Consider the following 22,373-nt stretch of genomic DNA (forward strand, 5'->3'; position numbering starts at 1 on the left):
ATTCGTTCGCCGCCTCAAAACAGCGACTTAATCAATATATCATGTGTTTAAGTTGAAGTCAACAACTTTTTCATGATTTTTAATTTGTTTTCTTGCGATGTCGCGACCTCTTGTTGCGACGTTTATTAATATACCACGGTTCAAAGAGCACATCAAGTACAAATTAAAATAAAAGTTAATTCTGACGATTACTCTTCAAAACAAAAGACTTCCAGCCTTTTATTAAGGTCTGGAAGTCTTTATTATCGATACTACCTATTTCTCATTTGAGGAAAAAGAAGTACATCTCTAATGGATGCAGAGTTTGTAAGAAGCATGACTAAACGATCAATCCCTATGCCTAATCCTCCAGTAGGAGGCATGCCGTATTCCAATGACTCAAGGAAATCATCGTCCATTAAGTGCGCTTCGTCATTTCCTTCTTCTCTTTCTTTAAGTTGTGCTTCAAAACGCTCACGTTGATCAATCGGGTCGTTTAGCTCAGAGAACGCATTTGCATGCTCGCGGCCTACAATAAACAACTCAAATCGATCAGTAAAACGTGAGTCTTCTGGATTCTTTTTCGCTAATGGAGAAATCTCGATTGGATGACCATATACGAAAGTAGGTTGAATTAACTTTTCTTCTACTTTCTGCTCAAAGAACTCGTTAACAATATGACCAAATGTCATCGTTTCTTGAATTTCGATCCCATGCTCTTTAGCAAGTGCTTTAGCTTCTTCATCGCTCATTTCTTTCCAGAAGTCTACTCCTGTATACTCTTTAACAGCGTCCACCATGTGCAGACGTGCCCACTCTGGCTCTAAATCAATTTCTTGATCATCGTACTGAACCTTTGTTGTGCCTAGTACTTCTTTAGAAATGTGAGCAATCAAATGCTCCGTCAAGCTCATAATATCATGGTAATCAGCGTATGCCTCATACAGCTCAATCATCGTAAATTCAGGGTTATGACGAGTAGAAACTCCTTCATTACGGAAAACGCGGCCGATTTCATAAACCTTTTCCATTCCACCTACAATTAATCTCTTCAGATGAAGTTCAATCGCTATACGCATATAAAGTTCCATATCAAGAGCATTGTGGTGGGTAACAAATGGACGTGCTGAAGCTCCTCCAGGAATGCTATGCATCATTGGTGTTTCAACCTCTAAGAATCCTAAGTTGTCTAGGTATCTGCGCATAGACTGAATGATTTTACTACGTAACACGAAGGTATCACGACTATCGGGATTCGTAATTAAATCTAAGTAACGCTGGCGGTAGCGCTGTTCCACATCTTTAAGGCCATGGAACTTCTCTGGTAAAGGACGCAGAGATTTTGTTAAGATTTCAAATTCACTAGCTTTAACGGATAATTCCCCTACGTTCGTTTTGAACATTTCACCTGAAACACCGACGATATCTCCAATATCTGCTGATTTAAAAATGGCATAAGCATCTTCACCGATCGCATCTTTACGGACATACAGCTGAATTTGACCGCTTAGATCTTGAATATGCGCGAATCCCGCTTTTCCTTTTCCGCGTTTCGTCATAATACGCCCTGCAATAGTTGTCGGAATTTGTTTTTCTTCTAACTCTTCCTTTGTGAATTCGTCATACTGCGACGTTAATTCACTAGCAAGAGCTGTACGTTCAAATTTGCTTCCAAATGGATCGAGTCCTTGTTCCTTATACGAGTTCAATTTCTCGCGTCTCACCTGCATTTGGTCATTGAGCTCTTCTGACATGATCATCACTCCATTCTTATAAAAGTTTATATATAAGTTTAACGTTGTCCCAAATGAAAAACTGCCAGCATGCCACTGGCAGTATTCTAACTATGGTTTAGTATAGAAAAGTCCTCGAAAGGTGTCAACGGAGAACCGTTCACCAAACTTTCATGCGCTCTTCAATATCTTCTGGAAATTCATAAAGAATGCCTAACATTTATCTACTCCAGATGCTTACACCGTTCACTTCACTGGAAGGAAGCTGATGAACTACGTCGTCAGCCCGTTGTCCAATCGCAGGGATGTAAACGTCTGGATTTAACTCGGCCAAAGGTACCATCACAAAAGCACGCTCATGCATATGAGGATGGGGTATCGTTAAACGCTCATCTTTCATATTTTCTTGATTATAGAGCAAAATGTCAAGGTCTATTGTGCGCGGCCCCCATTTAATCACTCTTTTTCGGCCTAACTCCTTTTCAATCGATTGACAGAAGTCGAGTAAAGCCAAGGGTTCAAGTATCGTATTAACTTCGATCACCATATTAAGAAAATCATTTTGGTCAGTGTAACCTACAGGAGCTGTCTCATAAATATTTGAACGTCGGGTGACATCAATAGCATCATGGTGATCTATCTGTTCAATCGCTTCGGTTAAGTATTGCTCTCGCTCATCAAGGTTAGAGCCTAACGCAATGTACGCTTTATTCATCATGCTTACTCCTGTATATATCAATGGCGACCGATTGATAATGACCCGGGATCGGAGGATCTGGCTTTGTTACTTTTACCCGGCACGCCTCAAGCTGGCTGAAATACTGTAACAGCTCGTCTGCTAAGTGCTCAGCAACCGCCTCTACTAAGTTGCGTGTTTCTCCTTCTACCACTCGCTTTGTTATTTGGTATACCTCGCCGTAATCAATTGATTGAGTCATATCATCAGAATGGCCAGCCGGCTGTAAATCCATCTCTAATTCTAAATCGACATAAAAACGTTGACCAAGTTTATTCTCTTCAGGAAAAAGTCCGTGATACCCCCAAAATTCCATACCATTTAATTGAATTTGATCCATTTAACTTCTCCTCTCTATCATTGCGTCCATCATTTTTGTCATCCGTACGATCTCTTTAACATCATGCACTCTTACGATTTGAACTCCCTTAGAAATACCTAAACAAACAGTCGCACCTGTCCCTTCCATACGGTCCGTTTCTGGCAGGTCCAATACATGGCCGATAAACGATTTGCGAGAAGTACCAAGTAACAGAGGAAAACCAAGATCATGGAATTGATCGAGATTGCGCATGACTTCTAAATTGTCATCGATGGTCTTGGCAAACCCAACACCCGGATCAAGAATGATGTGGTGGTCTTTCACTCCTGCTTCTTTAGCGATTTTTATGCTTTCCTGCAAGTCCCGCTTCATATCTATAATCAAAGAGTTATAATTTTTTTCTTCACGATTATGCATTAATATAATCGGGGCGTCATATTCAGCTGCTGCTTCCGCAATTTTTGGTTCCCTTTTTGCACCCCAGACATCATTAACAATTTCAGCCCCAGCTTTTAAGGCTTGTCTTGCTACTTCTGCTTTATACGTATCTATAGAAATTGGAATCGATATTTGTTCTTTCACAGCTTTAATGACAGGAACTACACGCTCAATTTCTTCTTGTTCAGACACAGGACGATGCCCTGGACGGGTAGATTCACCTCCAACATCGATGATATGTGCCCCTTCCTGCTCCATTTGCACCGCACGTTCTATAGCTGCCTCCGTTCGATTGAAACGACCGCCGTCAGAGAAAGAATCAGGCGTTATATTTAAAATCCCCATCACGAGCGTCTGCTCGGATAATGCATACGATTGGCTCTTTGTCATTAGCTGAAAACTCATGATACATCCTCATTTCCCACGTTTATTATTTCTCTATTTTACACCATCACCCCTTCGGATAACAAAAAAGCTGTGCTCCTTTTTGAAAGGGCACAGCTTTTAATTTCATTTTATTCTTCTTCAAATTGATAAAGAGGTGTAGAAAGATAACGTTCACCATTACTCGGAATAATAGCTACTACTTTTTTACCTTTCCCTAATTGTTTAGCGACCTTTTTAGCTACATGAATGGCAGCCCCCGACGATACGCCGCCTAAAATGCCGTCTTTTCTGGCAGCTTCTCTAGCTGAATCGTAAGCTTCTTCGGTCGTTACTTGATGCACTTCATCATAAATTTCAGTATTTAGAATTCCCGGAACAAAGCCAGCTCCGATCCCTTGAATTTTGTGAGGTCCTGGCTGTCCGCCTGATAAAATAGGAGATCCTTCAGGTTCTACAGCGTGAATTTTAACTTCAGGATACTTTTCTTTTAACACTTTTCCTGCACCCGTGATTGTTCCACCTGTTCCAATACCTGAAATGAATGCATCAAGCTGATCGCCCATTTGCTCAACAATTTCAGGTCCTGTCGTTTTTTCGTGAACAGCTACGTTCGCCTCATTATTAAACTGTTGAGGCATGAAGTAACCATGCTGATCTTGAAGTTCAGACGCTTTTTTTATAGCTCCTTTCATTCCATCCGCTCCAGGTGTTAAAACTAATTCAGCACCATAAGCACGTAAAAGGTTACGTCGCTCTTGACTCATAGTATCCGGCATTACGAGAACCGTCCGGTAACCTTTGGCCGCTGCTATCATCGCTAACCCAATTCCCGTATTCCCGCTAGTCGGTTCAACGATCGTATCGCCGGCTTTTAGGTCGCCAGCTTCTTCAGCAGCCTCAATCATTGAAAGAGCAATACGGTCTTTAACCGAGCTGCCTGGATTCATGTACTCAAGTTTTAAATAAATGTCTGCACTATTTTCATCAGCACTTTTGTTCAATTTTACTAAAGGGGTTTGACCCACTAATTCACTCACACTATTTGCAATTCTCATAACTTCACTCCTAAAACCAAGTATTTTAATAGGATTTAATACTAATGTACGCAATCTCTGGGTCATTGTCAAACATTTCTATCATTTTTATCAAAAGTGTTCCCAAAATAAAAGCGAGCGAAACGGATATTTATCTCGTTTCGCTCAGCTCTTTAGGATGGATTGGATTGTAGTTCTTTTAAATCTTTTTCATTAAAGTTATAGGCTTCATTGCAAAAGTGACACTTTGCTTCTGCCCCTTTATCTTCTTCAATCATACGTTGAATTTCTTCGTCCCCTAAACTTGATATCGCAATTTCTACACGCTCTCTAGAACAGCGGCACTTAAATTGGACAGGCATTGAATCAAGAATCTGGAGATCCTCTTCGCCAATTAAAGCAGCAAGAATTTCTTCTGGCGTTTTACCTTCACGAACCATAGTAGAGATGGGGGCAATTTCAGTTAGTCGTTTTTCCAGGGTTGCCGTTGTCTCTTCATCAGCTCCCGGCATCATTTGAATGATAAAACCACCAGCCGCCAAGATGGAATGGTCGGTATTAACTAGTACGCCTGCTCCTACAGCTGATGGTACTTGTTCTGAATTGGCAAAGTAATACGTGAAATCTTCGCTGACTTCTCCAGATACAATCGGAACCTGCCCTGTAAAGTGATCTTTCATCCCAAGGTCTTTTACAATACTTAACGTACCGTCCGTTCCTACAGCGCGAGCTACATCAAGTTTCCCTTGATTATTCAAGTCAAAATCGACATGAGGATTTTTCAGATAACCGCGGACGTCTCCTTTTGAATTAGCATCAGCAATGATCGCTCCAACCGGGCCGTTGCCTTCTATTTTGGCTGTCAATTTGTCTTCGCCTTTAAGCATAGCTCCCATCATAGCACTGATGGTAAGTGTACGGCCTAAGGCAGCTGAAGCTGTAGCCCAAGAGTCCTGCCTGCGGCGTGCTTCTTCTACTGTTTCAGTTGATTGTATAGCGTAAGCGCGCACTTGTCCATTAAAGCCAATAGCACGTACTAAATAATCTGACATAAATCATCCTTCTCCTTTGAATGCTTTATTATCTTTGTTGTTTTGATAAATTTTATTCAACCCTTTTAATGTTAAATAAGGATCGATCACATCGATTGTGCGTGACTCATCCCCTATCAGGGAAGCCAGCCCTCCTGTTGCTACTACAGTAGGCGTGGACTCTGCGGTTTCCTTCATTCTACGAACCACTTCATCTACTTGACCCACATATCCGTAAAACACTCCAGACTGCATAGCTTCAACGGTTGATGACCCTACGACTTGCTCCGGACTTTTAATTTCAATCTTCGGTAATTTTGCGGCTTTTGCATATAAAGCTTCCATGGAGATATTAATACCCGGCGCAATCGCTCCTCCGACATATTCCCCTTTTTCATTAACGTAACAGTAAGTGGTAGCTGTACCAAAGTCGATAATAATAAGAGGAGTATTATATTCTTCAATCGCTCCCACGGCATTTACAATTCGGTCGGCTCCTATTTCTTTAGGGTTCGGATACTTCATCGATAAACCTGCATCTACTTCTTGCTCTCCGATAATCATCGGTGTTTTTTTAAAATAATAACGAGCCATCCGTTCAAGTGCAAACATTATGGGTGGTACAACGGAGGAAATGATGACTCCATCTATATCTTGAAAAGTAAGACCTTCATGTTCAAAAAGTGATTTAATCAGCATTCCGTATTCATCTTCTGTTTTATACCGATCCGTCTTAATGCGCCACTGATAGTTCAGCTTATTGTGTTCAAATACGCCGAGTACAGTATTCGTATTCCCCACATCAAGGACAAAAATCATATGCAAAGCCCCCTGTTTCTTTTTCTTCGGCTTCCATCATATCACAATTAAAGATAGGGATGGGATGAAGAGTTTTGAACCAAGACAGGAAAAAGCCACATTCCCTGTCTTGGAAATGTGACTTTTTTATATGAGTTATGAACGGTCATGACGATCTTTGTTGTCGTCTTGATCTTCCGAACCTTTTTGTTCTTCTTTAGAAGGAGATGCTTTACCCTCTGGCGTTTCTTGCTCTTCGTCTTTTGACTTTAGGTTCACGCGTACATTCTCATTGTTCTCTTGACGCTCATCAATCTCTTTTTGCTCTTCCTGATTCGCTCGAAGCTGCTTATTGTTTTCAATCGCAATTTCTTCTAGCTCTTCATCAGTTGGAAGGCGTCCTTTTTTAAATAAGGATTCGATTTGAGTAGCATCTAATGTTTCCACATCTAATAAAGTATTCGCGATCAGTTCAAGTTTATCTTTATTCTCTGTAAGAATCGTTTTCGCACGATCATAAGAATCTGTAATAAACCTTTGAACTTCTGTATCAATATCATAAGCAATTTGATCACTATAATTTTGTTCATTTTGAATGTCTCTGCCAAGGAATACTTGACCGCCGGAGTTTTGTCCGAATTGAAGCGGTCCAAGCTTTTCACTCATTCCATATTCGGTGACCATCTTACGTGCAATGGAAGTCGCACGCTGGAAGTCATTATGAGCTCCAGTAGACACTTCACCAAACATAATTTCTTCAGCGACACGTCCACCAAGTAAGCCTGTAATCTTATCAAGCAATTCTGGCTTCGTCATAAAGTAGCGGTCTTCTCGTGGAAGCATCACAGCATATCCTCCTGCTTGGCCACGAGGCACAATCGTAACCTTGTGCACCATGTCCGCATCATCTAAGACCATACCGATAACAGTATGTCCACTTTCGTGGTGCGCCACAATGTTGCGTTCTTTCTTAGAGATGACACGACTTTTCTTAGCTGGGCCTGCTATAACACGATCAATGGCTTCGTCGACATGGATCATATCGATCTCTTTACTGTCTGCACGAGCGGCCACAAGTGCTGCTTCGTTAAGCAAGTTCTCTAAGTCTGCGCCCGAGAACCCCGGGGTACGAAGAGCAATAGTCTTAAGGTCAACGTTATCAGATAGAGGCTTATCACGAGCGTGCACCCCTAGAACAGCTTGACGACCTTTTACATCAGGACGGTCTACCGTAATTTGACGGTCAAAACGGCCTGGACGCAGTAAGGCTGGGTCAAGAATGTCCGGACGGTTTGTAGCTGCAATCATAATGATTCCTTCGTTAGCTCCAAAACCATCCATTTCAACTAACAGCTGGTTCAATGTTTGTTCACGTTCATCGTGACCGCCGCCTAAACCGGCTCCACGTTGACGGCCTACTGCATCAATTTCATCGATAAAAATGATACAAGGCGCATTTTTCTTAGCATTTTCAAACAAGTCACGGACACGGGAAGCACCAACACCGACAAACATTTCTACGAAGTCAGAACCACTGATTGAGAAGAACGGAACTCCCGCTTCTCCTGCTACGGCTCTCGCTAGTAATGTTTTACCTGTACCTGGTGGTCCTACAAGCAGGACACCTTTTGGAATACGGGCACCTACTGCTGAGAACTTACGAGGATCTTTTAAGAAGTCTACAACTTCCACAAGCTCCTGCTTTTCTTCATCTGCTCCGGCCACGTCTTTAAAACGCACCTTCTTCTTGTCTTCACTGTACATCTTCGCCTTACTCTTACCAAAGTTCATGACACGGCTTCCGCCGCCCTGAGCCTGGTTAAGCAAGAAGATAAACAAGATAAATATAATCACAAACGGAATGATGGACGTTAATACCGTGACCCATACACTCGGTTGTTCTTCTTCTTCAACGGTTAAAATACTTTGCTGTTGAGCTTCTTCAGTTACGTTAGAAACGATTTCTTCGTTAGCTGGAATGTTTGCAGTAAACGTTTCTCCTTCTTCACTGCCAGCTACTGAACCTGTGATACGAATGACACCATTAGTAGGCTGCATCGTCATTTCTTCGATTTCACCATTATTCAATCTATCGTAAAATTCGTTCACATTTAATGTTTGTTCTGGTTCACCTTGACCTCTAAATAGACCGACTATGCCGATAACTACGAGGAAGATTAGTAAGTAAAAGATTGTATTACGAAATATCCGGTTCATTTCCTACCTCCTCCCAAGCGAGAAAAACTATAGTAAATGTTATCACACAAAAAACGAAACACACAACTAATTGCCCTTACATCCAGCACGTTTGTTTGAAGTCGCAAATTGGATTCCATCAGCCACCATACACTTCTGGTTTAAGAATCCCGATATATGGAAGGTTACGATACTTTTCATTGTAATCTAAACCATATCCAACTACGAATTCATCAGGCACTTCAAAACCCACCGTATCGGCTTTAATATGTGAAGTTCTGCCTTCAGGTTTATCGAGCAATGTTACAATTTTAATGGATTTTGCTTTACGATATTTAAATAAGTCCACTAAATAGCTTAATGTCAATCCACTATCAATGATATCTTCCACGATGATTAAGTCTCTGCCTTCTACTGAAGTATCTAAGTCTTTAACGATCTTTACTTCTCCGGTAGAACGCATTCCTCCGTCATAACTAGAGACATCCATGAAGTCCATTTCCAAGTGTGTTTCCACTCGTTTTAAAAGGTCACCCATAAACGGCATAGCTCCTTTAAGTACGCCGATCGCTAAAGGGAAACGTCCTTCATATTCTTCTGTTAGTTGTGCTCCAAGTTCTTTACATTTGCTTTGAATCTCTTCTTCAGAAATCAAGATTTTCTCAATTTCGTTGTGCATGAAAGCTCCTCCTACGTTCTCAGTTATTTTTTATATTGTAATCGAAGCCATGTACCGGAAGGGTTCCTAGTACACCCCTCACCTTTTTTTAAACCAACCAGCCATAGGACTTGACCATCCTGATCCGTAACAAGCGGCCAAGTATCACGAAGTTGTGCAGGGATCTTTTGGTCGATAAAAATATCCTTTACCTTCTTAGACCCATTCATTCCTCTAAGTATCATTCGATCTCCTGGTTTTCGGTTTCGTACAATTAATGGCAGAGATACGTGATGTGAATCACAAACATAGTCATGTTTTCCCTGCTCCCAAGAGTCTTCCCCCGCCGTGAGCGAGAGAGTTGATCCATCCGGAAGTGAAACTTGCTCTCCTATGTATAATGTTTTAAACAAAATAGATTCTTCCTTTTCAGAGTTAAAAGTAAACATTATGTCATCGTAGGCACGAACCACTTTTAACCCTCTTGGAAAATCTAGACTTGCATTAGGTTTTTGTTCATCTAAAAGGTGAAAAAACATCTCCTCATGTATATAGGAGATTTCTTCAATTTGATTACCATACAGATAGTTTAATATTAGATGAAAGGCACTTCTTTGTAAAGCAAGCGGCTGCTTTTGAAAAACAGTTTTTGAAAATTGTGTGAAGCCGCCTTTTCCACCCTCCATTTTTATATCTTGAAGGACTTCTTCAGCCTTCTCTTGAATGAAGCCTCGATCTTCTGAGAATCGTTCACTCATTCGCTGCATGTGCTGGTGAAGCTTAGGGTTTGAGGCTTTTAAAAAAGGGAGGACCTTTTTACGAAAAGCATTCCGCGTATAATCTGTTTCTTCATTAGATGGATCGTGACGAGGCTGCAGCTGATGGGCAGCGCAATATTGTACTAAGTCTTCTTTCTCTAAGCAAAGAAAAGGACGAATAATACTTCCGGAGGCAAACGGACGTTTTACCGGCATTCCATGCACGGCTTCCGGTAGTGCGCTTCTCGTGAACTGCATGAGCATCGTCTCCGCCTGATCATCGCCATGATGGCCAAAGGCCAGCTTATCAGCTTCGACCTCATTCATTACTTCAGCAAAAAAACGGTAACGTAACGTCCTCGCTGCTTCCTGCGTACCCATGCCTGTCTCTTTCTTAAACGAAGGTACATCAACTGTCGTTCCGTAAAACGTCAGCTCCCATTCCTTAGCGAGGGACCTAACATAGTCAAGGTCCTGCTTCGATCCTGCTCCTCGCAAACTGTGATCGACCGAAGCGACTACAAGTGTTAACCCATATTTATCTTTTAATTGAGAAAAGTAATGAAGAAGGGCGAGAGAGTCTGGGCCTCCGGATACAGCTAAAATGACTGTATCGTTAGGTTGAAGCAATTGATGTTTTTTAATAAAATTCTCCACGTCTATCACCTGCCGCGCTACCTCCCATCGCATCTCCCCTCATCGTACCACTCGACAGCCTTCTCCTGCAAAGCTTTCCTTTACATCCATAGATTCCAAGCAGAGATGCCATAAAACACTAATGCAATAAAGCTCACACCAAGCATTTCTCCCCACTCTGACGCCTCGTGATGGATGCTTTTACGAGTTAAGCGCTTCGGAGGCTGGACTCTTTTCATGAGGATTTGACCTAGCGCTTCTTTCATATCTCTGGCTGAATGATATTTTCCCTGCCAGCAATCTGTTATGACCCGCTTGTACTCTACTGGCAGCGAGGCTTGCTTCAGTTTGTCCTGCAATGTTTTCTGCGCATCCCTATGTGCTGTGAAACGCGCAGGATAAACAGTCTCAAGCATAATCATGGTCACTGCAAATAAGTCATACCCTGGATCTGCCCGACGTGAACCATACCCCCAGTATCCGCGATCATAGAACTCTGTATATTCCTTTATCGCTCGCCCAATGCCTGTTACTCCACCGACATCAATCCATTGCACCTTAGAATCAGCAATTAATAAATTATCCGTTTTAAGGTCTCCAAATACATATCCCGCTTGATGCAAATGCTCTAAGTCACTAAGCAGCTGCATCGCACAAATCCCAACCCATTCTTTTTTCTTCCCACGAAGGAAAGTCGAAAACGAATCTCCTTTAATATATTCCATGACGTAAAAAGGGTAGGTTTGACCATTGGACGCCACCCAATCATCAACATCAACAAAAGAAGGCCCAAGCTTTACTCCTTGGACCTTACTGAACTTCTTAAGCATATTCACTTCAAGCATGAGCCTTGAGCTCTCGGTCCCTACTTTCAGCGCATATCGAACTCCGTTTTTCTCACACAAATAAACAACGCCACAAGCCCCTTCACCAAGCTTGTTTACAATATGGTAAGCATGATGGTTCCATTTTCCACGCACAAGAGTACCATTGGTTACATTAAAAACCGGTTTCTTCATATGGATCCACCCTGCTTTCATCTCTAGAGATTGATTTATGTGTAAATGCATAAAGAGCTTCTTTTAAAGCTGGCCCTGTCGGAGTATATCCTCCACTTGAAAGCTTAGAAAATAAGTTATGCATAGCGCTAAGCTCCGATGTCCAGTCCACTCGCTGCTTAATCGTGTGCTTTACATCCGGGAAAGAATAAACACTAAACTGATTGGATCCGCTTCTCGCATTAAGGCTTAGCGACAAATCAGCAAGAGCTTCTTTCACTGTAGGGAGCTTATGATGCATACTTGCACTTGAATCAACCAAAACAAGGACCTCCAACTTGCAGGTCTCCCCCAGGTCATCCACGATCTCTACAACTTCCCCTCTCTGTTCAGGAGGCAGCTCTTCAATGGTTTTACTTTCACCCAAAATATGCTGCAGCTCTTTATTGACCACCCCTTGTATCGTCTGAGTCATCGCTTGCTTCGTTACCATCTGCACGGTTTCAGACAAGTTCTTTTGATAGACGATCTGACTAACGCCGCCCCCAGCTTCTGCAATCGACTCTACCTCTTTAAGTCCTTGTGCCTCACCTGTCTGCTGGTCATCGAGCACACCAATGACATTGACCGTTACCCCCTGATTCCTCGCTAATGCAGCGACAGCAACAGGATCCTCACCATAGTTTGAGCACCCATCAGTTAACAATAGAATTTGTTTTAATCGACCTGCTTTCATCGAGCTTCCCTCCTCATTTGTTACGACCATTTTCGCCGAAAATGAGGAGGAATATACGTGGCGCTAAGCCTGTTTTTTATGAAACTTAATAGCCGACCATTCCGGCATGTAATGATCAATCCGTGCCACAAGCACCGTCATATCGTCATCAATTCCTCCAGATTGAGCACGTATGACTTCTTCTAATAAAATATCGGCCACTTCTTGCGGATCCTGCTCATCGATTTCTCTAATCTTTCTCTTTAACCACACCTCCACATTTTCGACGTGTTTTGGCCCCTCTAAGATGCCATCACTCACCATAATTAAAAGATCCCCGGCTTTAAGCTGCTCACTCGTAGTATCCACATCAACTTCAGGTATAATCCCCATTGGCAGATTACCTGACTCTACTGAGATAATTTGATCTCCCCTTTTTATAAAGCTCGGTGTACTTCCTATTTTAATAAACTTCGATGTCGCAAAATGCAGGTCAATCACGGCTAAGTCTAACGTTGAAAATATTTCATCGTTGCTTCTTAACGAGAGAATGGAATTAATAGACTGAATGGCCACAGATTCTTGAATACCAGATTGTAAAATTTGTTTGAGCAGTCTTAATGTCTCTACGCTCTCCTCGTGAGCTCTTTCCCCGTTCCCCATCCCATCACTGATCGCTAAAGCATACTTCCCCCTTCCTAATTCCATCATGGAATAGCTGTCTCCCGATATAAATCCTCCCCCTTTAGCGGCATGAGCCACTCCAGATTCAATCGTATAGTGTTTCGCTGATCCAAACGTCATTAAACAGCGCCCGTGAGGATAAGGTGAAATATCCTCCATCGTTACCACGATCGTTTCCTGTAAAATATCAGAAAGCAGCGGGGCGATTAACTTTGCTCCTTCCCCTCTATATTGGTCGATCTCAATGATCACTTCCAAATCAATATTCCCAGCATCAAGCGTATAGATTTCAAGCTTAGCCACATTTAAACCTAACCTCTCTAATGCTTCATGAATGATGTGCTCTTTTTGTTCATGATGCTCTCGTTCCTTTACAATCTCCTTTGCAAAATTATTCATCACTTCTGAAACACCATGAAGCTGTTCTGCTACAAACTTTCGACTTTCTTGAACCTGCTGCTTCAGCTGTTTATTCGCATGGTAAAAGGACAGCTCATGCTTCATCGTGTCAATCAGCTTTTGAGACTTCACACAATATTGATCCACATTCTTCCGCATCATACGGCTTACGTCTTCCTTCTCATCGATCTCCACCATTAAATCCGTCATAAGATTATGCGTCTCATCAAATTGATTAATCCAACATTTCTCTTTCTTAAAACACGCCTGGCACGTTTTCTCTGTCACATGACTTAAGAAATAATCTACCTCTTGGGTATCATCTGCCTCCTTTTGTGAATGATCAATATGATGAAAGCTCTTTGACAAAGCCTCAAACACATCAGAAAATTTTCCCACACGAACAGCTGTCACATCTCTAACCTTTTGTAAATACTTCTGTTGCTCTTGACGGTGTTCATCGGTACCAGGTACGAAGCGTGATAACCTCTTAACCCAGCGTTCAGGCGTCAGAAAAAACAGAATGATTGCGAAGAAAGATGCCCATAAGGAAGCAGACAAACCATCTCCCGTATAAAATCCCATTAATATGGTACTTACAAAAAGTCCTGCACTAACCCCCAGTTTATTTCCCTCTTTTAATAAGCCGCCCAACAACCCCGAAAAGGCAAGCAAACTCATTTGATAAAGATGATCCACCTGGGACAGACTCAGAACAAGCCCCGTAACCACCCCCACCGTCGATCCAATAGCCGCTCCAGCTATATAAGCCAACAATATAACTAAATAACGAGAAAACACATCGACCATCGCTATGTCTTGGTACTCAAAACCAATCATCCCGGTTAACACAGAAGCCAGTAAAATGATAAAACAAACAATTTCCTCATTTTTTAACGTAGGATGATAGCGTTGTGGTGATAAAAGCGGTAAGCTTTGCATAAAAATAAGTACAAGTATAAAAGCCAGCACTCCTTCAGAGACGAGGAGAAAAATTTCGTATAATTGCCAGCGGTCCAACACGGCAAGGCTTACGGTTCGCGGGATCATACTCGCTAATGCCGCTATAACCGGCAGCCACTTCTGCGGTTGGTGAAGCTTATTTAATAAACCACTTAATAGAAGAATCGAAACCGCAGCTCCAGCAATAAATCCAGCATGTCCATAACTATATGTAGCAGCTCCAATCGCCATCATCATTGTCGCCGGTATGATGAGCGGACGCTTAAACCACCAGATCACTGCTAAGAAAGCAACGCCGAACGGTGCCATCGACGATAAGATGACAGCTCGTCCAAGTAATAAACTGAGAGCCATATGAAAGACACCCTTAGCCGCTAGAAAAGTAAACACCGATAATGCCATCTTTTCAATTCCTCGATTTAATGATGACTCTCTCCACATTGCTTCTCGCCCTGCTCGTTTCATAACGGTCCCCAACATAATATTCACCACTCCTTTTTGTTAGACCCATTAAATCACATCAAAGCGAATCATTTTGTCAAAACAACAGACGTGCAACAACAAAAACTTCGATTGATTTCATACAAACGGAGCTCCATTCTACAAAATAACACTCACGTGATTCGTTACTTATCCAAAATCATCCAATATCCTCTATCGAAATTAACAGACTAATCTCATAATTTTATTTTATGTTGACATGTTTTTTTTCATAGTGTACTATATTTCTTGTGCCTTAAATGACAACATGGCGGTGTAGCTCAGCTGGCTAGAGCGTACGGTTCATACCCGTGAGGTCGGGGGTTCGATCCCCTCCGCCGCTACTATTAAGTGCAGAAGGGGCCTGCTTAGACACGAAACGGATAAGACAGGCGCTTCCATGTTCCCGATTTTTGGAACATGGAAAGTGACTGACTTATCTCGCGAGTGTCTGGCCCCTGAAGCCGGATAACACAAGTGCTGAATGGCTTTGAATAGATGCGATACGCATAAGACAAGCAGCTGAAATGGTCTGATCTTTGACCATTCAGATGATTGACTTATGTCGCGAGCATCTAAGCCATGAAGCCGGATGATATTAAGTGCTGAAGGGGCTTGGTTCGCTAATCCCCCACATTACATATGAACGAGGCCCGTTGGTCAAGTGGTTAAGACACCGCCCTTTCACGGCGGTATCACGGGTTCGAATCCCGTACGGGTCATAAAGTAAAAAAACGTCTTTCTCCATTTGAGAAAGACGTTTTTTATTTTCATTCACTCGTTTACTTTCTATAGAAAGAAGCTTTTCTCTACTTCCTTCGATCAAGTAACAAAATCAACTTCTTGGCCCCCATAACATGACGGCGACTCCAACCAAACAAATACCAGCACCTGCCCAGTCATACATGTCAGGCATCTTTCGATCTACACCCCATCCCCAAAGAACGGATAAAACAATGAACACTCCACCATAGGCAGCATATACCCGTCCGAAGGCAGGAAAAGATTGAAAGGCAGCCACGACACCATAAGACGCTAACAAAAAAGCTCCTGTGATCCCAAAGTAAAAAGGCTTACCTTCTCTTAACCAGATCCAAATCAGGTAGCCTCCACCGATTTCTGCTAAGCCTGCAAGCAGAAATAATAGTAACGCTGACACGTCCTCACCTCTATCCAATCTAAAAAAACAGACCTGCTAATAAGCAGGTCTGTTTTTATATAAACGCGCATCTTTTACTCATTGTCCTAGACAGCAAGCTATCCTCTTTTAGCACCTCGACCTCCACGTTTGGTCTCAGTTTGCTTTTTCAGTGATGCTAGACGGTCTTCGCTGTCCTTTAAGAAGTTACTCATTTTCTGCTCGAATGATTCTACAGGTTTACGAGGCTTCTTAGGCGCACGACGACCATAATTCTCTTTTGCTTTTTTGATGGATAGACCAATCTTTCCATCATCTCCAACATTAATAACCTTAACCTCAACTTCGTCACCTTGGCTAAGGTGCTCATTAATGTCTTTCACATAGTTATCGGCAACTTCACTAATGTGGACAAGACCTGTCTTCCCATCTGGAAGCTCGACAAATGCTCCGAAATTAGTGATACCCGTTACCTTACCCTGTAGCTTGCTGCCTACTTCAATTGACATAAAAAAAATGCTCCTCCTTAGATTTCGATAAAAATATCCTTCTTTACTATTATATATAAGCTATGAAAAGAGTGTCAATACGAAGGGGCATCATTTGGCATTTTAAAGATAATTTCCCCATCTTTTGAGAAGAAATAGTTCGATCTGGCAATTTGCAAGACGTATTCTTCGTTATTTAATAACTCAATCTCTTCGTTTAAGTTTTTTTCTTCCTGCTGCAGTTCATCCATTTCGGCTTGCAGCTGCTTGTACTCTTCTACTTTCTCCGCATGGAGTGATCGCTGCTGGAAGTGATAAAAAGCCATAGAGCCTGCCACAACAATTACTAAAAGGCTAAACAGCATAATCCGGCGCATCAACCGTTTCTTTTTCCTTGCATGACGTTCCATGTGAGCATCGTAATTCTTCATGTATGTAGAATCCATGCGAGTAACTGACGACTTATTTGCCATTTCCGTCGGGCCCCCTTATTTAAAATATGTGCAGATCCCCATCGCCTGTCCTCTACAACGCTAGCTTTATTCATCTTTGTTTTTGCTATTCCATTTATTAACTATAATATTCTTTATTGTATCGTAAAATCCTGCTAAATGAAGTAAATATTTTTTTATTTTTTCCGGTATTAGCTTCCAAATGAGACGAAAAACCAACAAAATAGGATAGAAAGCGACAGTAAACACTATAAATATACCCTTATATAATATTCGGTAAACCCATATTAATACATTTTTCGATATAATGATCAAAGTTGTGAGGGGCCACACGATAAAAATGTCAAAAAGACGCTTTAAGAAGCGTAATACACTCACACAAATTCGAATCTTAAACTCCAATAATCGGTTATAGCTTCGCTGAAATAATGCGCGGTAAGCAGCATAGCCACAAAGTAAAGCTAGAAAAATATATACCCGTATCTCACCATAGTTTACGGAATACAAGATAAAAAAAAGAAAAGCAGCCTGAGTCATCCAAAAGGCAGACTGCCACATATACTCAAACCAGCTTCTCTTGTTTCTTTTATGAAAAAGGCGTTCAAAGGTATCCATGGCTGCCCCAATATAGATTCCACCAGCGATCATCGAAATCATCGTCATGAATTGAGTAGTTAACGTCATTTGAACAGCTTGCTAAATAAACCTTTAGCTTTCTCCCCATGATTTTCATCTAAGTACGTCATTTCGTACACTCGGCCTTTAATAGCTACTTGTCCGTCATCTAAGTTTAGGTTTTTCATTTGTAGATTTTCTCCGCGAATCACAAGGTAACCCATAGATGTTTGCAGAAGAAATTCTTCACTGTCGAAGCTGTCCACTTCTTTTACACCTGATATTTCAAGGTTGCGACGATTCCACACCTTTACATTATGTTCAGCTTGATGAATATGACTACTGCGCCCACTTATATTCTTTTCATACCCTTCCATTTCACAGCCTCCTTCTCTAGTACAAGCTATGAGGAAGAACGGGTAAATAGAACTTACAGCATACAATCTGCAAAAAAAGAAAAAGACCCTTTTCTTCAGGGTCTCCACTTATAGAGAAACCTTAGTTTTCTCCACGTTTTTAAGTGAAAGTTTCTGTCATTAAATAGAATAAAGGGTTCTAGGAAACGACTCCCTTTCCATGGGCGAATGGTGTGCCTCCTCGGGCTTTATCGCCCTCCGGGGTCACACCTTATTCGTATCTCCCACAGGAGTCTCGCCGTTTCCTAAAACCCTTTTACGGTATGCTCACATATTATATCCGTCTAATCTTTTTCAACAGCCAGACCCTTTTCTTCAGGGTCTCCAGGTTGTTGTTCCTATCCTTTTATAACGAAAAAATGATAAAGAGTGGCTACTGCTTTACAGGTTCTTCTTTTTTTATTTCATAAAGAGTGGCCGCTTCATCTTTTTTTACATTTTCCCGTAACGACTTCACTTCGATCGTTAAGATCTTTTGCCCAAACTGAATCGTCAATTCATCTCCAACGTCTACTTTTGTCGCTGCTTTACTAGGTGTGCCGTTTATATTAATTCTACCTTGATCGGCAACTTCTTTAGCCAGCGTACGACGTTTAATAAGCCTTGAAATCTTCAGGAACTTATCTAATCTCATCCTCCATCTTCCTCCTTCTCATATTTCGCACGAACCCATAATTGCTCCATCTCTTCTAATGAATAATCATCTAATGTACGATTAACGCTGCTCGCTTGTCTTTCCATAGAGGAAAAACGGAATCTGAATTTTTGGTTTGTTCGCTGCAATGCTGTTTCCCCGTTAATTTTATAATGACGGGCAACGTTCGCAATTGCAAATAACCAGTCTCCAAACTCCTTCTCCATTTCCTCCTTGTTATCCGCTTTCTTCGCTTCTAAAAACTCTTCCCATTCTTCTTCAACCTTTTCTAGTACTAATTCGACGTTATCCCAATCAAATCCTACTTTAGCAGCCTTCTTTTGCAAATCTTCAGCTTGTAATAACGCAGGAAAACTTGTAGGAACGCTATCTAACAAGGATTCAGGCTCTTCCCCTTTTTCCTGTTTCTTTATTTCATCCCAGTTCGTCAGCACATCCTCTGTATTGTCGACATGGACCTGCCCAAACACATGGGGATGACGCCGAATCATTTTATCTGTAACCGACTGTATCACATCATCAACCGTGAAGAAGCCATCGTCCTCCCCAATTTGGCTATGAAGCATCACTTGTAATAGCACATCTCCCAGCTCTTCGACCATATGTTCATCATCTTCGCGATTGACAGCATCAATAAACTCATAGGCTTCTTCAATCAAATATTTTCTCAGCGATTCATGCGTTTGCTTTTGATCCCACGGACATCCGCCTGGACCTCTAAGATCACGAATCACCTCACGCAAGCGGAAAAACTGATGGTTCAAATCTTCCTTTTTTACAGGAGGGACGTATACACTCGTTAAATTATTAACGGCCACTGCACGATCTAAATCCTCCAGAGGAACCGTCACTAAACGTTCTTCGCTGCTTCCTGCTGCGGTAACGACGGTCACTTCATACTCAGGTGGCAAATCCTCTAAAAGTACAAGTTTTACTTCAGAGGCCATCATCGCATCGTAAACCTGACAGAAGACTAGATGATGCTGTAACTGAAGTTCATCTCGCACGAAAGAAGTGGCATCGATAAATTGAAAGCCTTCAATTGGATCAATTTTCAAGGCTGTAAACAGATCATCTAAATAGCTTTGTCCGCCTTTTATTTCCACATTTACCTCATCACAAGCAATAAGCAGCTGTACGGTACGTTCTGCAAGCATCGGATGACCGGGCACTACGTAGGTCACATTCTGGTGTTTAGCAGCTTCCACTAATTGACGCACAATGGCTGCATATACATCTTCAAACTGATCATATGCTTCATAAACAGAATCGAAGCTCTCGAAAACAAGCCCATCTTTTTGTAATTCCGAAATGACGGGATGACCCATCGTCCGCACATAAATCGCACCCTGCACCTTCTGTAGTTTGCGATAAATTCCTAAAGGGAGCTGCTCTAGATCTCCAGCTCCAAGTCCAACAATCGAAATTGTATTCATACTTTCCTTCCTCTCGGCAAAAATTTAACGAACACCTCTCCAAAAGGGAGAAGCTCTAGTTCCTTTTGTTCAAACGCCCCAAACCGAATCAGCAAGTATAAATAAACGGAAGCTCCAAGCGCTATGACGAACAGCAAGTAAGCCAATAGAGCAAGCCGATGTTCGATACCCGCCATTCCCAGTTCAAGTGCAAACAATACCCCTGTCATACCGCTCAGTGCACCGAACAGGGCAAACCAAGGCAGTCGCCTCCAATTTGTGAAATGGTACTCTTTATGTAATAAAACGACATGACACCCTACTACAAAGACGACGGTAATGACGGAGGCAGCCGCCGCTCCATACACCTCAAACAGAGGGACTAATCCTATATTCATCCCCCACTTTACAAACAAAGCAGCGACCACCACAATGGCGGTATGAACCACTTTTCCAAGGCCTTGGAGCAACGACGAAAGCGTGATCGCTAAGGAGCTAAACAAAATAACAAGCATAAGTAGTTGCAGCGGGGAAGACCCCTTCGAATTCTGAAAAAAGACTTCATTCACATAAGGAAATAGAGTGACAAGACCGGCAGTTGCACCTGCTGCAATAAAGAGACAATACTTTATCCCTCCAAAGATGTAACGCTCCACCTGTTCAGGTTCTTTCTCTTTACGTTCTTTGGTTACAGAGGGGACTAATGCTAAAGCAAGGGACGATGCCAATACCGTCCCTAACTGAATAAGCGGCTGGCCGCGATCAAATATACCTTTAGCTGCTTTCGCTTCTTCTAATCCAAATCCCGCGGTTTGCAAGCCGGGTATGAGTGTAAGAGCATCAATTAATTGCAGAAACAGCAATAACATGTAATTCAAACAAATAAATACCCCATAAAAAAAGATCGTTTTTGCAAAAAAGCCGGGCTTTATACTTTCTTGCCCCACGGGAATTTTTTCGCTTCGCAGCCAAAACACGAGTAAAACAAAAGCAGCAGCCGCTGCTCCCAGAATAGAAGATATTGCTCCACCAATACCGATCTGATAGAGGTTCCCTGCTCGTGTTGCATAAATGGCACTTCCTATAATGACAAAAACCCGGACGAGCTGTTCACTTATTTGAGAAGCCGCAGTTGGCTCCATAATCCCTTTCCCTTGAAAAACCCCGCGTATAAGCGAAGAAAATGGAAGAAGCAAAAACACAAAAAAAGCAGCCTGCAATGAAGAGGTTAATTGCTCATCGCCCATCACCGCGGCCAATCGGTCAGCTTGAGTATACCCAAGAAGAAAAATTCCTCCACAAATGATAGACAACCAAGCAAAGGCAGGTATGTAAAAGGAGCGAAGGCTCAGCTTTACCCCTTGATCTTGAAGTTCGGATACCAGCTTGGAAATGGCGACCGGGAATCCATATAGCGAAAGCATAAGGGCCATCCCTAATACTGGATAAATTTGTTGATAAATATAAAAGCCGACATCACCAGCGATATTTTGCAAAGGAATCCGATAAGCGGCACTTAATATTTTGCCGATTAACCCTGCTATTGTCAGTAATAGGGCTCCTTTTATCAGCCGGTGGGACGCATTGGTTTGTTCCATGGTTTACCCTTTCCCATTCATAAAATAAGTGGTTCCATTATAGCACAAAACAAGCCAGATCTCTTGATAGACCTGGCTTTCGAGCTATTCCATCTGCTTTGCTAAGAAATGTGCAGCTGTCTCAACAGCCATTTGAGCACCTTCTTCGATCGGTGAACCTTCTTTGTTAAATGCAGCTACACAACCAATTGGATCACCTTGCGCAATGATAGGATAAATAATATAAGATATAACGTCCTCTTCCTGATCACGCACGATTTCTACAGGCTGCGGATGTTTTTCTGACTCTGCAGTTCGCTTGTCCAACACCTGCTCCATAAGCGTCCCAATCTGCCTATTTAAATAGGACTTCTTCGACTCACCTGCGACGGCAATAAATTCGTCACGATCACAAATAAGTACCGGAACCTTCAAAGAATCGTGTAAGGCTTCCGCATATTCCTTAGCAAAATCGCCAAGTTCACTAATTGGAGAGTATTTTTTCAAAATAACTTCACCTTCACGGTCAACGAAAATTTCCAATGGATCGCCTTCTCTAATACGCAAAGTACGACGAATTTCTTTAGGTATTACAACCCTGCCTAAGTCATCGATACGACGAACAATACCAGTTGCTTTCATTCAATTGCTGCCTCCCTTTCATGATGCTAC

Annotated in this window: 22 protein-coding genes and 2 tRNA genes; 2 read left to right on the plus strand and 22 right to left on the minus strand. The window is 42.0% G+C overall.

What is annotated here, in order from left to right; genetic code table 11:
* Positions 1 to 251: 251 nt before the first annotated feature.
* The 13 genes from lysS to spoIIE form a co-directional block, all read right to left on the minus strand.
* Positions 252 to 1,733: a lysine--tRNA ligase gene (gene lysS / locus IEV27_RS19275; protein ID WP_188379144.1), complete on the minus strand. Its 1,482-nt coding sequence runs from the start codon at positions 1,731 to 1,733 to the stop codon at positions 252 to 254.
* 199 nt (positions 1,734 to 1,932) lie between these two features.
* Entirely contained in the window at positions 1,933 to 2,430 is a 498-nt protein-coding gene (folK, locus tag IEV27_RS19280) for a 2-amino-4-hydroxy-6-hydroxymethyldihydropteridine diphosphokinase (RefSeq protein WP_188379145.1), read from the minus strand.
* A complete protein-coding gene (folB, locus tag IEV27_RS19285) occupies positions 2,420 to 2,788 on the minus strand; it encodes a dihydroneopterin aldolase (RefSeq protein ID WP_188379146.1) in 369 nt (122 codons plus the stop codon). The genes folK and folB overlap by 11 nt, the downstream gene beginning before the upstream one ends.
* Positions 2,789 to 3,613, minus strand: a complete 825-nt coding sequence (gene folP, locus IEV27_RS19290) for a dihydropteroate synthase (RefSeq protein ID WP_188379147.1) — start codon at positions 3,611 to 3,613, stop codon at positions 2,789 to 2,791.
* Positions 3,614 to 3,723: 110 nt separating this feature from the next.
* On the minus strand, positions 3,724 to 4,650 hold the full coding sequence (gene cysK, locus IEV27_RS19295) for a cysteine synthase A (RefSeq protein WP_188379148.1): 927 nt from the start codon (positions 4,648 to 4,650) through the stop codon (positions 3,724 to 3,726).
* Between the two features lie 152 nt (positions 4,651 to 4,802).
* Entirely contained in the window at positions 4,803 to 5,681 is an 879-nt protein-coding gene (hslO, locus tag IEV27_RS19300) for an Hsp33 family molecular chaperone HslO (protein WP_188379149.1), read from the minus strand.
* A 3-nt stretch (positions 5,682 to 5,684) separates the two neighbouring features.
* Positions 5,685 to 6,479 (minus strand): type III pantothenate kinase, encoded by a 795-nt coding sequence (locus tag IEV27_RS19305; protein ID WP_188379150.1) that lies wholly within the window; start codon positions 6,477 to 6,479, stop codon positions 5,685 to 5,687.
* 135 nt (positions 6,480 to 6,614) lie between these two features.
* Positions 6,615 to 8,675: an ATP-dependent zinc metalloprotease FtsH gene (gene ftsH / locus IEV27_RS19310; protein ID WP_188379151.1), complete on the minus strand. Its 2,061-nt coding sequence runs from the start codon at positions 8,673 to 8,675 to the stop codon at positions 6,615 to 6,617.
* A gap of 118 nt (positions 8,676 to 8,793) precedes the next feature.
* The gene (gene hpt, locus IEV27_RS19315) at positions 8,794 to 9,333 is read right to left on the minus strand and encodes a hypoxanthine phosphoribosyltransferase (RefSeq protein ID WP_188379152.1); all 540 of its coding nucleotides are present in this window, start codon (positions 9,331 to 9,333) and stop codon (positions 8,794 to 8,796) included.
* A 23-nt stretch (positions 9,334 to 9,356) separates the two neighbouring features.
* Positions 9,357 to 10,736 carry a tRNA lysidine(34) synthetase TilS gene (gene tilS / locus IEV27_RS19320; protein ID WP_229735432.1) on the minus strand — a complete coding sequence of 460 codons (1,380 nt, stop codon included), beginning with the start codon at positions 10,734 to 10,736 and terminating at the stop codon, positions 9,357 to 9,359.
* Positions 10,737 to 10,807: 71 nt separating this feature from the next.
* Entirely contained in the window at positions 10,808 to 11,725 is a 918-nt protein-coding gene (prkT, locus tag IEV27_RS19325) for a serine/threonine protein kinase PrkT (protein ID WP_188379154.1), read from the minus strand.
* Positions 11,706 to 12,440 carry a VWA domain-containing protein gene (locus IEV27_RS19330; protein WP_188379155.1) on the minus strand — a complete coding sequence of 245 codons (735 nt, stop codon included), beginning with the start codon at positions 12,438 to 12,440 and terminating at the stop codon, positions 11,706 to 11,708. Before IEV27_RS19330 ends, prkT begins: the two co-directional genes overlap by 20 nt.
* Positions 12,441 to 12,503: 63 nt before the next feature.
* Complete coding sequence (spoIIE, locus tag IEV27_RS19335; RefSeq protein WP_188379156.1) at positions 12,504 to 14,945, minus strand: stage II sporulation protein E; 2,442 nt, start codon at positions 14,943 to 14,945, stop codon at positions 12,504 to 12,506.
* 270 nt (positions 14,946 to 15,215) lie between these two features.
* Here spoIIE and IEV27_RS19340 point away from each other — a divergent pair.
* Both IEV27_RS19340 and IEV27_RS19345 read left to right on the plus strand, forming a co-directional pair.
* A tRNA-Met gene (locus IEV27_RS19340) sits at positions 15,216 to 15,289 on the plus strand.
* Positions 15,290 to 15,595: 306 nt separating this feature from the next.
* Positions 15,596 to 15,667, plus strand: a tRNA-Glu gene (locus IEV27_RS19345).
* A gap of 113 nt (positions 15,668 to 15,780) precedes the next feature.
* Here IEV27_RS19345 and IEV27_RS19350 read toward each other — a convergent pair.
* The 9 genes from IEV27_RS19350 to spoVT all read right to left on the minus strand — a co-directional run bounded on the left by IEV27_RS19350 (position 15,781) and on the right by spoVT (position 22,343).
* Positions 15,781 to 16,104, minus strand: a complete 324-nt coding sequence (locus IEV27_RS19350) for a YnfA family protein (protein ID WP_188379157.1) — start codon at positions 16,102 to 16,104, stop codon at positions 15,781 to 15,783.
* A 98-nt stretch (positions 16,105 to 16,202) separates the two neighbouring features.
* The gene (locus IEV27_RS19355; RefSeq protein ID WP_188379158.1) at positions 16,203 to 16,592 is read right to left on the minus strand and encodes a S1 domain-containing RNA-binding protein; all 390 of its coding nucleotides are present in this window, start codon (positions 16,590 to 16,592) and stop codon (positions 16,203 to 16,205) included.
* A gap of 74 nt (positions 16,593 to 16,666) precedes the next feature.
* Positions 16,667 to 17,044: an FtsB family cell division protein gene (locus tag IEV27_RS19360; RefSeq protein ID WP_188379159.1), complete on the minus strand. Its 378-nt coding sequence runs from the start codon at positions 17,042 to 17,044 to the stop codon at positions 16,667 to 16,669.
* A gap of 66 nt (positions 17,045 to 17,110) precedes the next feature.
* Positions 17,111 to 17,707 (minus strand): spore cortex biosynthesis protein YabQ, encoded by a 597-nt coding sequence (yabQ, locus tag IEV27_RS19365; RefSeq protein ID WP_188379160.1) that lies wholly within the window; start codon positions 17,705 to 17,707, stop codon positions 17,111 to 17,113.
* Positions 17,704 to 18,015, minus strand: coding sequence for a sporulation protein YabP (gene yabP, locus IEV27_RS19370; RefSeq protein ID WP_188379161.1), 312 nt, complete (start codon positions 18,013 to 18,015; stop codon positions 17,704 to 17,706). The genes yabQ and yabP overlap by 4 nt, the downstream gene beginning before the upstream one ends.
* Before the next feature lie 412 nt (positions 18,016 to 18,427).
* Positions 18,428 to 18,688: an RNA-binding S4 domain-containing protein gene (locus IEV27_RS19375; protein WP_188379162.1), complete on the minus strand. Its 261-nt coding sequence runs from the start codon at positions 18,686 to 18,688 to the stop codon at positions 18,428 to 18,430.
* Positions 18,685 to 20,145, minus strand: a complete 1,461-nt coding sequence (yabN, locus tag IEV27_RS19380) for a bifunctional methyltransferase/pyrophosphohydrolase YabN (protein WP_188379163.1) — start codon at positions 20,143 to 20,145, stop codon at positions 18,685 to 18,687. Before yabN ends, IEV27_RS19375 begins: the two co-directional genes overlap by 4 nt.
* Positions 20,142 to 21,722, minus strand: coding sequence for a putative polysaccharide biosynthesis protein (locus IEV27_RS19385; RefSeq protein WP_188379164.1), 1,581 nt, complete (start codon positions 21,720 to 21,722; stop codon positions 20,142 to 20,144). Before IEV27_RS19385 ends, yabN begins: the two co-directional genes overlap by 4 nt.
* A gap of 84 nt (positions 21,723 to 21,806) precedes the next feature.
* Positions 21,807 to 22,343, minus strand: coding sequence for a stage V sporulation protein T (gene spoVT, locus IEV27_RS19390; protein WP_188379165.1), 537 nt, complete (start codon positions 22,341 to 22,343; stop codon positions 21,807 to 21,809).
* Positions 22,344 to 22,373 lie beyond the last annotated feature (30 nt).

This window comes from Halobacillus andaensis (genome assembly GCF_014636475.1).
GTDB lineage: Bacteria > Bacillota > Bacilli > Bacillales > Halobacillaceae > Halobacillus_A > Halobacillus_A andaensis.